At 69.8% G+C, this 14,489-nt stretch carries 15 protein-coding genes; 4 read left to right on the top strand and 11 right to left on the bottom strand.

Going from position 1 to position 14,489, the window contains the following annotated elements:
* Positions 1 to 51: 51 nt before the first annotated feature.
* The 9 genes from hpnD to AC07AG_RS09465 all read right to left on the bottom strand — a co-directional run bounded on the left by hpnD (position 52) and on the right by AC07AG_RS09465 (position 9,298).
* Positions 52 to 1,002 carry a presqualene diphosphate synthase HpnD gene (gene hpnD / locus AC07AG_RS09505; RefSeq protein WP_478753461.1) on the bottom strand — a complete coding sequence of 317 codons (951 nt, stop codon included), beginning with the start codon at positions 1,000 to 1,002 and terminating at the stop codon, positions 52 to 54.
* Entirely contained in the window at positions 999 to 1,895 is an 897-nt protein-coding gene (gene hpnC / locus AC07AG_RS09500) for a squalene synthase HpnC (protein ID WP_478753459.1), read from the bottom strand. Before hpnC ends, hpnD begins: the two co-directional genes overlap by 4 nt.
* Before the next feature lie 334 nt (positions 1,896 to 2,229).
* Complete coding sequence (locus tag AC07AG_RS09495; protein WP_478753457.1) at positions 2,230 to 3,024, bottom strand: ABC transporter ATP-binding protein; 795 nt, start codon at positions 3,022 to 3,024, stop codon at positions 2,230 to 2,232.
* On the bottom strand, positions 3,017 to 3,955 hold the full coding sequence (locus AC07AG_RS09490; protein WP_478753455.1) for an ABC transporter permease: 939 nt from the start codon (positions 3,953 to 3,955) through the stop codon (positions 3,017 to 3,019). Before AC07AG_RS09490 ends, AC07AG_RS09495 begins: the two co-directional genes overlap by 8 nt.
* Positions 3,956 to 4,050: 95 nt before the next feature.
* Positions 4,051 to 4,896, bottom strand: a complete 846-nt coding sequence (locus tag AC07AG_RS09485) for a glycosyltransferase family 2 protein (protein ID WP_478753967.1) — start codon at positions 4,894 to 4,896, stop codon at positions 4,051 to 4,053.
* Between the two features lie 47 nt (positions 4,897 to 4,943).
* Positions 4,944 to 5,723, bottom strand: coding sequence for a CDP-alcohol phosphatidyltransferase family protein (locus AC07AG_RS09480; protein ID WP_249586469.1), 780 nt, complete (start codon positions 5,721 to 5,723; stop codon positions 4,944 to 4,946).
* Positions 5,701 to 6,765, bottom strand: a complete 1,065-nt coding sequence (locus AC07AG_RS09475) for an iron-containing alcohol dehydrogenase family protein (protein ID WP_249586470.1) — start codon at positions 6,763 to 6,765, stop codon at positions 5,701 to 5,703. The genes AC07AG_RS09480 and AC07AG_RS09475 overlap by 23 nt, the downstream gene beginning before the upstream one ends.
* Entirely contained in the window at positions 6,753 to 7,490 is a 738-nt protein-coding gene (locus tag AC07AG_RS09470) for a phosphocholine cytidylyltransferase family protein (protein WP_467690975.1), read from the bottom strand. Before AC07AG_RS09470 ends, AC07AG_RS09475 begins: the two co-directional genes overlap by 13 nt.
* The gene (locus AC07AG_RS09465) at positions 7,487 to 9,298 is read right to left on the bottom strand and encodes a DUF5941 domain-containing protein (protein WP_478753965.1); all 1,812 of its coding nucleotides are present in this window, start codon (positions 9,296 to 9,298) and stop codon (positions 7,487 to 7,489) included. The genes AC07AG_RS09470 and AC07AG_RS09465 overlap by 4 nt, the downstream gene beginning before the upstream one ends.
* Positions 9,299 to 9,555: 257 nt before the next feature.
* Here AC07AG_RS09465 and galE point away from each other — a divergent pair, with 257 nt between their 5' ends.
* From galE to idi, 3 genes are all read left to right on the top strand, one after another.
* Positions 9,556 to 10,539, top strand: coding sequence for a UDP-glucose 4-epimerase GalE (gene galE, locus AC07AG_RS09460; protein WP_478753452.1), 984 nt, complete (start codon positions 9,556 to 9,558; stop codon positions 10,537 to 10,539).
* 175 nt (positions 10,540 to 10,714) lie between these two features.
* A complete protein-coding gene (locus AC07AG_RS09455; RefSeq protein WP_478753450.1) occupies positions 10,715 to 11,641 on the top strand; it encodes a cation diffusion facilitator family transporter in 927 nt (308 codons plus the stop codon).
* A gap of 92 nt (positions 11,642 to 11,733) precedes the next feature.
* Positions 11,734 to 12,327 carry an isopentenyl-diphosphate Delta-isomerase gene (gene idi / locus AC07AG_RS09450; protein ID WP_478753448.1) on the top strand — a complete coding sequence of 198 codons (594 nt, stop codon included), beginning with the start codon at positions 11,734 to 11,736 and terminating at the stop codon, positions 12,325 to 12,327.
* Between the two features lie 34 nt (positions 12,328 to 12,361).
* On the opposite strand, the gene AC07AG_RS09445 is transcribed toward idi, so the two are convergent.
* Both AC07AG_RS09445 and AC07AG_RS09440 read right to left on the bottom strand, forming a co-directional pair.
* Positions 12,362 to 12,853, bottom strand: a complete 492-nt coding sequence (locus tag AC07AG_RS09445) for an ATP-binding protein (protein ID WP_478753963.1) — start codon at positions 12,851 to 12,853, stop codon at positions 12,362 to 12,364.
* 129 nt (positions 12,854 to 12,982) lie between these two features.
* On the bottom strand, positions 12,983 to 13,630 hold the full coding sequence (locus AC07AG_RS09440) for an HdeD family acid-resistance protein (protein WP_478753447.1): 648 nt from the start codon (positions 13,628 to 13,630) through the stop codon (positions 12,983 to 12,985).
* 93 nt (positions 13,631 to 13,723) lie between these two features.
* On the opposite strand from AC07AG_RS09440, the gene AC07AG_RS09435 reads away from it, so the two are divergent.
* Complete coding sequence (locus AC07AG_RS09435) at positions 13,724 to 14,485, top strand: enoyl-CoA hydratase/isomerase family protein (protein WP_478753446.1); 762 nt, start codon at positions 13,724 to 13,726, stop codon at positions 14,483 to 14,485.
* The last annotated feature ends 4 nt before the right edge of the window (positions 14,486 to 14,489 follow it).

Genomic DNA, 14,489 nt, shown 5'->3' with positions numbered 1-14,489 from the left:
ACCGGTTGGAGGAGGTTGCCCTACGTTCGGCGCATTCGCCGCGGATGCCCATCACGTACGCCTCCTGACGGTCTGTCGGGAGATGGTGCGTGCGTCGAGACCGGAGAGACCGCGCACGGCGACATACGCCTTTTCATGGCCCGGCAGCGAGACGCGACCGCGCAGGACCGCCTCCGGCTCGCGCTCGATGCGGTCGAGAAGCCGCCGGTAGATGCCCGCCATGGCGGCGACACAGGCCCCGCTGCGCCGGTCGAGCATCGGCAGCAGGCGGTACCCCTCGGCGAACAGCGCCCGCGCCCTGCGCACCTCGAAGTGCACGAGCCCGGCGAAGTCGGAACCGGCGGGCGGCTGCGGGCCCGAGAACCCGGCGGAGCAGCCGAACTTGGCGAGGTCGTCGGCGGGCAGGTAGGTGCGCCCGCCCTCCGCGTCCTCGCGAACGTCACGGAGGATGTTGGTGAGTTGGAGCGCGAGGCCGAGCGTGTCGGCATACTCCGGCGCGCGCTCGGCGTTCAGCGCCCCCCGCTCCGTGCCGAACACGCCCAGGGAGAGCCGCCCGATGGCCCCCGCCACGCACCGGCAGTAGACCTTGAGGTCCTCCCACGTCTCGTACGTCTCACCGCGGACGTCCATCAGGACACCGTCGATCAGCTCGTCGAGCCCGCCGAGCGGGATGGGGAAGTACGTCGCGGCATGCGCGAGTGCGACCGCCACGGGGTCGGTGTCGTCCTCGTCCACCTCGCCCTTGCGGATCCGGGCGAGCAGCGCCCGGGTCTCGTCGAGGCGCTCGGCCTTGACGTCCGGCGCGAGCGTGCCGTCGCCGATGTCGTCCACGCGCCTGGAGAGGGCGTAGAGCGCCGACATCGCGCGGCGCTTGGGCATCGGCAGCAGCCTGATGCCGTACGCGAAATTGCGTGCCTGCTGTCCGGTCACGGCCTCGCAATAGCTGTATGCGGCGAGTACCGGCGCGGACACGTTCGGGCCTGACTCCACGGTCCGGCTCACCCCTCTCCTCGCAGAACCGCCCCCACCTCGCGCAGCAATCGCGCCTTGGTGGGTTTCGGCGGTCCAGGAAGTACGTCGTATCCGGCGGCGGCGATCCCATGAACCGCCGCCCTCCCCCCAGCCACGAAGCCCGCAAGCAGCACCTTCAGCCTGCCGTGGACGCTACCCACCAGGGGGGTGCCTTCATACAGGAGGCAGCGGGCGCGTTCTGCTTCATATGCAACCAGTGCGCGCACCGACGCGCCTGCTGTCGGTGCGGCCAGGTCCCGCTCCTGGACATGAAACCGCTTCATGTCCTTCGCCGGCAGGTAGATGCGGTCCCGCCCCAGGTCCTCGGCGACGTCCTGCAGGTGCTCGACGATCTGGAGGGCGGTGCACACCGCGTCCGAGCGGCGGATCCGCTCCGGGGTCGCGGTGCCGGTGATGCCGAGGACGAGCCGGCCCACGGGGTTCGCGGACAGCTCGCAGTAGGCGAGGAGGTCGTCGTACGTCTCGTAGCGCGCGACGAGCTGGTCCTGGCGGTTGGCCGCGATCAGGCCGAGAAAGGGCTCGGGTGTGAGGCCGCAGCGGCGCACGGTGGGCTGGAGCGCCCGCATCAGGGGGTGCCGCGGTGTGGCGTCGAAGACCCGGTGCAGATCGGCCTCGAAGGCGTCGAGAAGGGCGATGCGGTCACCGGCGGCCTCGGGGTCCACCCCGAGATACCGGGCGTCGGCGCCTCCGGGGGCCAGGTCGCCGTCGCCGATGTCATCCACCAGACGGGCGTAGCCGTACACGGCCATGAGGTCGTCGCGCCAGGCGCGGGGCAGGAAGAAGGGCGCCACCGGGAAGTTCTCGTCCGCGGCCTTCGCGAGGACGGCGGATGCGTCGCGTAGCTGGAGATCATCCGTAGCCATTGCCGTCACATCTCCCGTTCTACACTGCCGACCCAATACATCCTATTTCGGACACGCCGCCCGGCACTCCGCGAGGCGGACCGAGTCATGAGCCGGGGCGCCGCGCGATATCGCCCCACTTGCCGCGAATCAGCACCGGTACAGCTTACGTTGTACAACGCAGCCTGCATCGTCGGGGTGTTCCGCGCATCACAACAACACACCGATTGGCGTCAATCTTCCCTGGGCCAGAGGGACTTGAGGTAGCACCGGGGCAGTCGAAGACTCAGGACGCAGCAGGGCCCCACCGGGTTGACTCCGGTGGGGCCCTGACACATTCGGACGTACGGGCGGACTACTTGCCCGTGAACTTCTCGTACTCCTTGATGACCTCGTCCGTCGGCCCGTCCATGCGCAGCTCACCGCGTTCGAGCCACAGCACGCGGTCACAGGTGTCACGGATGGACTTGTTGTTGTGACTGACGAGGAAGACCGTGCCGGCCTCCTTGCGCAGCTCACGGATGCGGGCCTCGGAGCGCTTCTGGAACTTCCGGTCGCCGGTCGCGAGCGCCTCGTCGATCATCAGTACGTCGTGATCCTTGGCGGCGGCGATGGAAAAGCGCAGGCGGGCGGCCATGCCGGAGGAGTACGTACGCATGGGGAGCGTGATGAAGTCGCCCTTCTCGTTGATCCCCGAGAAGTCGACGATGTCCTGGTAGCGCTCCCTGATCTGCTCGCGCGTCATGCCCATCGCGAGCCCGCCGAGTATGACGTTCCGCTCGCCGGTGAGGTCGTTCATCAGGGCCGCGTTCACGCCGAGCAGCGAGGGCTGGCCGTCGGTGTAGACCTTGCCCTTCTCCGCGGGCAGCAGGCCCGCGATGGCGCGGAGCAGGGTCGACTTGCCGGAGCCGTTCGAGCCGATCAGGCCGATGGCCTCGCCGCGGTAGGAGGTGAAGCTGACGCCGCGCACGGCGTGCACCTTGCGTACGCCACGCTCCTCGCCGCGCCTGATGATGCGGCTCAGCGCGGACGTGGCGCTGCCCTTGCCCGTCTTCGCGCCGTTGACGCGGTAGACGATGTGCAGCTCGTCGGCGATGACGGTGGGGATGTGCGTCTTGTCGGGCTTGTCTGCGCTGTTGTCGTCAGCCACGGCCGTATCGCTCCTCAGCCTTCCAGAAGTACACGAAGCCGACCACGCCGAACAGGACCGCCCAGCCGGCGGCGATGAACCACACGTGCTCCGGCAGGTACGACGAGCCGTAGTCGTCGATCATGGCGAAGCGGATCAGGTCCATGTAGACGGCGGCCGGGTTCCACTGGAGCACGTCCCCGATCCAGCTGGGCACGCTCTCCTTGGTCGCGAGCATCGCGGGGATGCTGAACATGACGCCCGAGGCGTACATCCAGGTCCGCATCACGAACGGCATCAGCTGCGCCAGGTCGGGGGTCTTGCTGCCCATCCGGGCGAAGATCAGCGCCAGGCCCATGTTGAACACGAACTGCAGGAGCAGTGCGGGCAGGACCAGGAACCAGGACCAGTCGGGGAAGATCCCGAACGCACACATGATGATGACGAGCACGATCATCGAGAACAGCAGCTGCTGGAGCTGCTGGAGCGCGAAGGAGATCGGCAGTGAGGCGCGCGGGAAGTGCAGGGCCCTGACCAGGCCGAGGTTGCCGGAGATCGCCCGCACACCCGCCATGACGGAGCTCTGCGTGAACGTGAAGACGAAGACACCGGTCACCAGGAACGGCACGTAGATGTGGTGAGGAATGCCCTCCCTGGCGCCCAGCAGCAGTCCGAAGATGAAGAAGTAGACCGCGGCGTTCAGGAGCGGCGTCGCCACCTGCCACAGCTGGCCGAGCTTGGCCTGGCTGTACTGGGCGGTCAGCTTCGCCTGCGAGAAGGCGAGGATGAAGTGGCGCCGTCCCCAGAGCTGGTGGACGTACTCGAAAAGTCCGGGCCGTGCGCCGCTGACGGTCAGACCGTACTTGGCGGCGAGATCGGCCCGGGAGAGCCCGTCATCGGGCGACGGAGGCGCGGTCACCGCGACTCCGCCGTCATGCGTTGTCTCACTCACGAGTGGAAACTTTCGTCTTCAGATGCGCAGCCGGTCGGGCGTAGGCGTGGGCCAGGGACCGGGGTATGGCCCAGATGTTCTCAGACCCGAGCTTGTCAGATGACAGGAGGTCGGCCCAGTCGGGTCAGGCGCCACACCGTACGCCACCTCATCGGCCGGCGAGGTCCGCAGGGCGTCGTCCAGCCCTCCTTGAACCCGCCGAACCAGGCCTTGAGCGCGGGGCCCGAAGGCTTCCTGGCCAGGGTCAGGAGCATCCACACACCAAGGTAGACCGGCACCAGGAGCGCGGGCAGATTGCGGCGTGCGAGCCAGACCCGGTTGCGCGCGACCATCCGGTGGTAGACCGCGTGCCGGGACGGGGCGGTCGTGGGGTGGAAGAGCACCATGTCGGCGCGGTAGTCGATCATCCAGCCCGCGTTCAGCGCACGCCAGGCGAGGTCGGTCTCCTCGTGGGCGTAGAAGAACTCGTCGGGCAGACCGCCGACCTCGGCCATGACCTGTGTACGGACGGCATTGGCGCCGCCGAGGAAGGTCGTCACGCGCGATGAGCGCATCGGGTCCGCCGCGCGCAGACGCGGGACGTGGCGGCGCTGGGTCTCGCCGGTGTCCGGGTCGGCGATGCGGAAGCTGATGATGCCGAGCTTCGGGTCGGCCTCGAAGGCCTCGCGGCACAGCTGGGCCGTGTCCGTGTTCGCCAGGAGGCCGTCGTCGTCGAGGAAGAGGAGCACGTCGACGTCGGTGCCGCCGGGGCCGAAGGCCTCGATGCCGACGTTGCGGCCGCCGGGGATGCCGAGGTTCTCGGGCAGCTCGACGGTGCGTACGCCTTCAGGGACGTCGGGCACGGGAGCGCCGTTGCCGACGACCACCACCTCGACCGGGTCGCCGTCCTGCTTGGCGACCGAGTCGAGCAGGGCGCGCAGCTCCTGCGGCCGGTTGCCCATGGTGATGATGACCGCGCCGACCTTCAGGGGCCGGCTCCCCGCCGCACTCACTTCAGCCTGCTGGAGGCGAGGATGGACACGAGGTGCAGCAGGGTCTGCAGCATCGCGATGCCGGCCAGGACGGCGACACCGATCCGCGAGAAGAGCAGGTCGCCCCGGACCGAGTCCACGATCGCGAGGACCAGGATGAGCAGGGACGCCTCGATGCCGAGCACGAGCCGGTGGAACTTCAGGGCGCCCGCGGCCCTGCGCGCCAGGGCCATGCCGGAGGAGCGCGGCTCGGAGGCCGACTCCTTGACCGGCGCCAGGCCCTGCTGGTGACGGGCGACACCGACGAGGTCGGTCTCCGCCTTGATCAGGATGGCGCCGAGCGCGGCGAGCGTGCCGAGGAAGGCCCACAGCCAGTCGATGCGGCCCGAGCCCCACAGGTCGGCGGCGCGCAGGCCGAAGCCGACCAGGACCGCGGCGTCGCACAGGTAGGCGGCGACCCGGTCCAGGTAGACCCCGGCCATGGAGTACTGCTTGCGCCAGCGTGCGATCTCGCCGTCGACGCAGTCGAGCAGGAGATACAGCTGGACCATGATCACGCCGAGCACGGCGCCCGTGATCCCCGGCACCAGAAGCGCCGGGGCGGCGAGGGCGCCGGCCACGGTCATCAGATACGTGAGCTGGTTGGGCGTGATCCTGGTGTTCACCAGGTAGCGGTCGCAGCGCAGCGAGATCTCTCGCATGTACAGGCGTCCCGCCCAGTGCTCACCGCTGCGCCGGTCCTTCACCCCTGCGGGGTGAACGACGGGGCGGAGTTCAGCTACCGATGGCCTTGGCATAGTCGGCGTATGCGTCCTTGATCTGGTCGGAATTCAGATTGAGGTGCTCGAGGATCGTGTAGCGCCCGGGGCGCGTCTGCGGGGCGTACTCCACGACCTGGACGAACTCGTCCACGGTGAAGCCGATCTCCTCCGGCGTCACGGGGAGGCCGTGCCTGCGCAGCACCTCCACCATGTACAGCGACTCCTCGCGCGCCCCACGCAGGAACATCGCGAAGGCCGCGCCCAGGCCGCACTGCTCGCCGTGGCTCGCCGCGCGCTTGGGGAAGAGGAGGTCGAAGGCGTGGTTGATCTCGTGGCAGGCGCCGGACGCCGGGCGGGAGTCGCCCGACACGGACATCGCGATGCCGGTGAGGACCAGACCCTCGGCGAGTACCTGCAGGAAGGCGTCGTCGCCGACACCGCCGGGGTGGCGCAGGACGGCTTCGCCGGCCTGGCGCGCCATGGCGGCCGCGAGCCCGTCGATGTCCTCGCCGCGCTCGCGTGCGGCCAGCTCCCAGTCCGCGATCGCGGAGATGTTGGACAGGGCGTCACCGATGCCGGAGCGCACGAAGCGCACGGGGGCCTCACGGATCACGTCGAGGTCGATGACGACCGCGATGGGGTTCGGCACTCCGTACGAGCCGCGGCCCGCGTCGTTGTCGAGCGTGGCGACCGGCGAGCACAGACCGTCGTGCGACAGGTTCGTCGCGACGGCGACCAGCGGCGCGCCGACCCGCGCGGCGGCGAACTTGGCGCAGTCGATGATCTTGCCGCCGCCGAGGCCGACGACCGCGTCGTAGCGGCCCTTCTTGATGGCGTCGGCGAGCTTGATGGCGTCATCGAGCGTGCCACCGCCCACCTCGAACCACTCGGCGGTGGGCAGCGACGGTTCGAGCCGCTGGCGAAGGACCGCGCCGGAGCCGCCGCTGATGGCGATGGCGAGCTTGCCGGTTGACGAGCAGATCCGCTGGTCGGCCAGGACACCGGCCAGGTCGTTGAGCGCCCCCGGCCGGATGTCCACGACGACCGGCGAGGGGATGAGCCTCGTCAGTACTGGCACGCGATCTCCCGGCCCTTGGCGAGGTCGTCGTGGTTGTCGATCTCGACCCACTTGACGTCGCCGATCGGCTCCACGTCGATCTTGAAGCCGCGGTTGACGAGCTCCTGGTAGCCGTCCTCGTAGTAGAGGTCGGGGTCGCGCTCGAAGGTGGTCTTCAGGGCGTCGGCCAGCTGCTCGGCCGCGTCGCCCTCGATGAGCGTGACACCGATGTACTCACCGGTGGCGGTCGCCGGGTCCATCAGCTTGGTGATCTTCTGGACGCCCTTCTCGGGGTCCACGATGACCTTCATCTCCTCGTCGGCGAGGTTCTTCACCGTGTCGAGGGCGAGGATGATCTTCTTGCCCTCGCCGCGGGCGGCGAGCAGCGTCTTCTCGACGGAGACGGGGTGCACGGTGTCGCCGTTGGCGAGGATCACCGTGTGCTTGATCGCGTCACGACCGCACCAGAGGGAGTAGGCGTTGTTCCACTCCTCGGCCTTGTCGTTGTCGATCAGCGTGAGCTTGAGGCCGTACTTCTCCTCGAGCGCCGCCTTGCGGTCGTAGACCGCCTCCTTCTTGTAACCGACGATGATCGCGACCTCGGTCAGACCGATCTCCGCAAAGTTGCCGAGGGTCAGGTCGAGGATGGTGGTGTCACCGTCGACCGGCACCAGGGCCTTGGGAAGCGTGTCGGTGTAGGGGCGAAGACGCCGTCCGGCGCCGGCCGCCAGCACAAGGCCGATCATGCGGGTTCTCCTTCATCGTGTACGGCGGGTGCGCCGCGCTTGTGAGCGGTCACCCAGTAGCGGATGCTCTCGACGAGCACCACGAGTGCCACGGCCACGGCGAGGGCCGTGAGCGCGACGGTGAAATCTGTGTCGGTGAGCAGTGCGGCGGCGAGAGCGACGACCAGCGTCCTGCCCTCGTGCCCGCCGATCGCCCGCACCAGCCAGTGCGGCGGCGCGCCTGCGTCGCCGCGGATGCGGTACACCGTGTCGTAGTGATGGTAGGCGACAGCGGACACCAGTCCGAAAGCCGCGGGCAAGGCACCGTTCACGTCCGCGTTGGCGGCGAGCAGCAGGATGGTGCCGTACTCGGCCGCGCGGAAGAACGGCGGGACCAGCCAGTCGAGGGCGCCCTTGAGGGGGCGGGCGACGGCCAGACCCGAAGTGATGACGTAGACCACCGCGGCGACGACGATCCACGGGCTGCCGTAGGACGTGAAGCCCGCCACGCAGACCACGACCGCGCCACCGATGAAGGCGAGGACCGGCGCGGGCAGGGACACGCGGCCGAGCCTGAGCGCCGCGAAGGCGGACGCGAGCGGTCCGGTGTCGGCGAGGTCCGCGAGTGCCTGTGCGGCGCGGTCGGTGCGGGTAGCCCTGCGGGTCAGCGAGCGCAGGACGCGCCCGGCCGTGGTGTAGCAGGCGGCGAGCCCGCAGCCGATGAGCAGCACGATCAGGGTGATGCGCGGGGTGGTGAGAGCGGTGAGCACGGCGATCAGCGCCCAGCGCTCACCGATCGGAAGGACGATCATCCGGCGCAGCCAGACAGTCCAGCCGACGCTGTCGAGCTTGTCCGAGAGGGCCGCGGTGGGGCTGGTGTTGGCGGTCGCGTCGTGGTTCGCCTCGTTGAAGGAGAAGTCCACGACGTGCCTGCTGGTCTGCAGGACCATCGCGCCGAGCGCGAGCGCCCACACGTCGTCGCCGCCGCGGGCCGCGCCGAGCGCGAGGCCCGCGTAATAGGCGTACTCCTTGGCGCGGTCGAACGTCGCGTCCAGCCAGGCGCCGAGCGTCGAGTACTGCAGGGAGTAGCGGGCGAGCTGCCCGTCCGTGCAGTCGAGGACGAAGGAGAAGAGCAGCAGGAGGCCTGCCGCGACGAATCCCGCGCGGGTGCCGGTGGCCGCGCAGCCCGCCGCGATCAGGGCGACGAGCAGCGATGCGGTGGTGACCTGGTTCGGGGTGAGGCCGCGGCGCGCGCACCAGCGGGCGATGTAGCGCGAGTAAGGGGAGATGCAGTACGTCGTGAAGAATCCGTCCCGCGACTTGACGGCCGTCCGCAGGCGTACGGCTTCGTCGTCCACGGCGGCGACGGCCTGCCGTGCCTCGTTCCGCGTCTGCGGGTCGCTGGGCACGGTGGCGACGAGGGTGCCGAGGTCGGGGCGGTGGAGCGCGCGGCCCTCGGCCTCGATCGCCTCGGCCACGTGGTCGGCGATCGCCTCGACCGTGAGCGCGGAGCCGCCGCCGTTACCGGAGCCGGTGGTGGCGCGCAGCGCGCTCGTCAGGTCCGCCCTGGCCTCGGGCTGCGCGGTGACGGCGCCGGGGACGGCGGAGGCGGCGAAGCGCGGGTCCGTCAGGCCGAGGCGGAGCGCGTGGACGTGGCCCACGAAGCGTGCGTCGACGATCGCGACCCGCTGACCTGCGGGGACGGCACTCAGCAGCGTCTCGGTGTCCGCCGCGTCGGAGGCGACCCGGACATCAAACCCCAGGGACCGCAGATCGCCTTCGAGCGGCGACCCGGGGACCGGCTGACCGGTCAGGATGGCGGTCGACAGACGAACTCACTCCTTGATTGCCGGCGCGGCTCGCGCCGGGCACGTGCGTGATGAGGGGCGCCCCAGGCCGGCAGCGGCCGGGCGGCACGTCGGCAGAGGCTATCGGATGATGGGAAGCGGGCGTTCACCGCCCGTTTACGGCCCGATAAGCACGGACTGCGAGAGCCTGCGCCAACTCGATCATCATGGTCGATCGGAGGCGGCAGCCACAAACCGCACGTCGATCGACCGGCACAAACGACATAAAGTCGACGCCCATGACATGGATGATCACAGGTGGAGCGGGATATATCGGGGCACATGTGGCGCGGGCGATGGCCGGCGCCGGGGAGCGGGTCGTCGTCCTGGACGACGTGTCGTCCGGGGTGCCTGAGCGGCTCCCCGCGGACATCCCTCTCATCAGGGGCTCATCGCTCGACGGTGAGCTGTTGCGGAGGGTCTTCGCCGAGCACGGCGTGACGGGTGTGGTGCATCTCGCGGCGCGCAAGCAGGTCGGCGAGTCCGTGGAGCAGCCGCTGCGCTACTACCGGGAGAACGTCGGCGGCCTGGTGACGCTGCTCGAAGCGGTGGCCGACGCCGGGATCAAGCGGTTCGTCTTCTCCTCATCGGCCGCGGTGTACGGGAACCCGCCCGACGTGGACCTGGTGGCGGAGAACACCCCCTGCGTGCCGATCAACCCCTACGGCGAGACGAAGCTCGCCGGGGAGTGGCTGGTGCGGGCCGCCGGGCGGGCGCACGGCATCGCGACCGTGTGCTTGCGCTACTTCAATGTGGCGGGCAGCGCGTCGCCCGAGCTCGCGGACACCGGGGTCTACAACGTGATCCCGATGGTCTTCGACCGGCTCACCCGCGACGAGGCGCCGCGGATCTTCGGCGACGACCACCCGACCCCGGACGGCACGTGCGTCCGTGACTACATCCATGTCGCCGACCTCGCCGACGCGCACCTCGCGGCGGCCCGCCGCGTCCAGGCGCACCCCGAGGGCGACCTGACGGTGAACATCGGCCGTGGCGACGGCGTTTCCGTACGCGAACTCGTCACGCTCATCGGCGAGGTCTCCGGCGACCGCCGCCCGGCGCTCGTCGAGCCGCGGCGCGAGGGCGACGCCCCGCGCGCCGTCGCGGACGCGGGCCTCGCCGCGAAGGAGCTTGGCTTCAAGGCCAGGCGCGGGGTACGCGAGATGGTCGAATCCGCGTGGGAGGGCTGGTGCCTCCACCACCCCGAGGCACGCCGCGCCTGAGTGCCTCAGCACCGGCCAACGCTCTGACCTGCGGTCATTTCCGCAGGTCAGAGCATATGACAACGGTGTTCAGTGCCGTGTTGCCGGATACCCCCCACCCGTAGTTCACTGTGATCGCGACAGACGCACGACCGGGGAACAGAAGACCGATACCGATCACACGGAGGCGGCTTCCATGGGGGCTGGGCACGACCACGGACACACACACGGGGGGACCGCGACGGCCGCGTACCGGGGGCGGCTGCGCATCGCGCTCTCGATCACGGTCACCGTCATGGTGGTCGAGATCGTCGGCGGCATCATGGCGGATTCGCTCGCGCTCATCGCGGACGCGACGCACATGGCGACGGACGCCCTCGGCCTGGGCATGGCGCTGCTCGCGATCCAGTTCGCGAACCGCCCGGCGACGGAGAACCGCACCTTCGGCTACGCCCGCGCCGAGATCCTCGCCGCGCTCGCCAACTGCCTCCTGCTGCTCGGCGTCGGCGGCTACGTCCTGTACGAGGCGATCCAGCGGTTCATCACGCCCGCCGAGACCGAGGGCGGACTGACCATCGTCTTCGGCGTCGTCGGCCTGGTGGCGAACATGATCTCGCTGTCGCTCCTGATGCGCGGCCAGAAGGACAGCCTGAACGTACGCGGCGCCTTCCTGGAGGTCATGGCCGACGCGCTCGGCTCCCTGGCGGTGATCGTCGCGGCGGTCCTGATCCTGACCACGGGCTGGCAGGCGGCGGACCCGATCGCCTCGCTCGTCATCGGCCTCATGATCGTCCCGCGTACGGTGAAGCTGCTCCGGGAGACCCTGAACGTGCTCCTGGAGTCCGCCCCGAAGGGCGTCGACATGGCCGAGGTCCGCTCGCACATACTGGATCTGCCGGGCGTCGAGGACGTCCACGACCTGCACGCCTGGACCATCACTTCGGGGATGCCGGTCCTCTCCGCACACGTGGTCGTCAGCACCGAGACGCTGAACGCGATCGGCCACGAGAAGATGCTGCACGAGCTGCAGGGATGCCTGGGCGACCACTTCGACGTCGAGCACTGCACCTTCCAGCTGGAGCCGGTCGGCCACGCGGAGCACGAGGCGAAGCTCTGCCACTGACGCCCCTGAGGGTGGCTTCCGGTGGTTCCTTGCGAGCGGCACCGGTCTTGTGCGGCAGACTTGAGGCTCGAAGACCGAAGCGAAGGATGGGTATGCCGACCACACCTGCCACCGCGGCGAACAGTTCGTCGAACGGCACCGGAGAAGCGATCTTGCTGGAACTCGTGGACGAGGACGGCAGGACGATCGGCACAGCGGAGAAACTCTCCGCGCATCAGGCGCCCGGGCAGCTGCACCGGGCGTTCTCCGTTTTCCTCTTCGACGAGCAGGGGCGGCTGTTGCTGCAGCAGCGCGCCCTGGGCAAGTACCACTCCCCCGGCGTCTGGTCGAACACCTGCTGCGGCCACCCGTACCCGGGCGAGGCTCCGTTCGCCGCCGCCGCGCGCCGGACCCATGAGGAGCTGGGTGTCTCGCCCTCACTGCTCGCCGAGGCGGGCACCGTGCGCTACAACCACCCGGACCCCGACTCGGGCCTGGTGGAGCAGGAGTTCAACCATCTCTTCGTGGGGATGGTCCAGTCGCCGCTGCGGCCCGACCCGTCCGAGGTCGGCGAGACCGCGTTCGTGACGGCCGACGAGCTTGCGGAGCGGCACGCGAAGGGGCCGTTCTCCGCGTGGTTCATGACCGTCCTGGACGCGGCGCGCCCCGCGATCCGCGAGCTCACGGGGCCCTCCGCAGGCTGGTGAGTCAACTCCTCCTCCAGGAAGAGCCGTTGGCCTTCTAGGAGGTGCCGTTGGGCTTCAGGGGCAGGGCCGCCCAGATGACCTTGCCCCCGCTCGCGGTGTGTTCGACGTCGCAGGCGCCGCCCGCCTCCTGCGTGATCTCGCGGACGAGGAGGAGGCCGCGGCCGCCGGTCTGGCCGTGGTCGGCCACCAGGGCGGTCGGTCGGTAGGGGTGGTCGTCCTCCACGGAGACCCGCACCCACTCGGCGCCGACCGCCACCTCCACCGCGAGCATCGGCGAGAGCAGCGCCGCGTGCCGGACCGCGTTGGTGACCAGTTCGGAGACGATCAGGAGCAGGCCCTGCACGAGGTCGTCCGCCGCGGGCACGCCCTGCCGGGCGAGCAGGTCGCGTACCGCGTGCCGCGCCTGGGGCACCGAGGCGTCGACGGCGGCGGCCGTGAACCGCCACACGCCTTCGTACGGCACCTTTCCGGTCTCCCGTCCGGTCTCCCGAGGGAGTGGGCCGGGCCCCCTCCCGTCGTCGTCCATCGTCCGGTCGCCGCCCTTGCGCTCGATTGTCACCACACATCGAGTGTTGGGAATGCCCTGGTCCGGACCGCATAACTGACCAGAAGTCAGCGACTATCGACGACATTTGATCGCTGACGCCCGACCGAGTCAGTTGTGCGACTGTTCCTGTCCCTCTGGTTTCGCTTTCAAGCTTTCTTCGGGTTGTACGGGTTCGGCCACCATGCTCACGATCCGGCGCCCGCCCAGGCCCGTGGCGAGCAGGCCGAGGCCGTCGAAGAGCAGCGCGAGGGAGAAGAAGCAACCGATCACGTACTGGCTGCTGCTGGGCCAGTTGCCGAGCACCAGGATGCCCAGGAGCAGCCCGAAGGCGCCCTGCACGAGCGTCCAGCCGAACTGCGGGCCGCGCACCACCAGGCTGCCGACAAGACGGAACACACCGCCGGTCAGGAACAGCAGCGCCGCGAACATCGTCAGCGCCTCCGCCGCCACATCCGGCCGACGGATGATCACGACACCGGCGGCGAGGTTCAGGGCGGCCACGACCACGCCGAGCCAGAAGAAGTTCGTGCCGCGCGACTGCACCGCGTGCAGCAGGCCGACGCAGCCACCGATCAGGAGCAGCCAGCCGAAGAGGAGCATGGAGGTCAGCGTGGCGACGCCTGTGTAGACGAGGCCCACGATCCCCGCCACCGCGAGGATCGCGCCCATCAGGGCCAGCCAGCCGAGGCTGCGGTTGAGCTGCTTGGCGCCCTGGGCCTCCGGTGCGGCGGCCTTGGCGCTCTTGGATCGGGCCATCAGCGTCTCCGTCCTGCTCCCCCCGGTACGCAGAGTTCTCAGGGCCGCCCCTTCTTGATCGTACGTTCGAGTAGTACGGATAGCATCCTGCGCATGGAGCCGCAGCTGAGGCAGGCCGTCACCCACGGCGTCGCCACCGTCGTCATCGACCATCCGGCCAAGCGCAACGCCATGACGGCCGACATGTGGCGTCAGGTGCCGCCGCTGCTCGCCGGGCTCGCGGCCGACCCGGCCGTACGGACGGTCGTGCTCACCGGCGAGGGCCCGACCTTCTGCGCGGGTGCCGACATCTCCTCGCTGCGCCGGTCGCCCGGCGAGGCCCAGGAGCTCGCGGTGCGGGCCGAGGAGGCGCTCGCCGCCTTCCCCAAACCGACCCTTGCCGCGGTGCGCGGGTACTGCGTGGGCGGGGGGAGCCAGCTCGCGGCGGCCTGTGATCTGCGGTTCGCGGACGAGGGCGCCCGGTTCGGGATCACCCCGGCGAAGCTCGGGATCGTCTACCCGTCCTCGTCCACCCGGCGCCTGGTGTCGCTCGTGGGGCCCGCCACCGCGAAGTACCTGTTGTTCTCGGGCGAGTTGATCGACGCCGGGCGCGCGCTGCGCACCGGTCTCGTGGACGAGGTGCTGCCCGCGGGTGAACTGGACAAGCGGGTCGCGGAGTTCACCAGGATCCTCGCCGCGCGCTCACAGCTGACGCAGGCGGCGGCCAAGGAGTTCGCGGCGGGTCACACCGACCGGGACGCGTACTGGACCGGGCAGGCGCGCGCGGGCGGCGACACCGCCGAAGGGGTCGCCGCCTTCCTGGAGCGTCGCGAGCCGCGCTTCACGTGGACGCCCGGCGACACCGCCGCTGACTGAAGCG

It is taken from the genome of Streptomyces sp. NPDC044044 (assembly GCF_056434405.1).
Note: the sequence above shows the minus strand (reverse complement) of the source record. Positions and strands in the feature narration are given on the sequence as shown.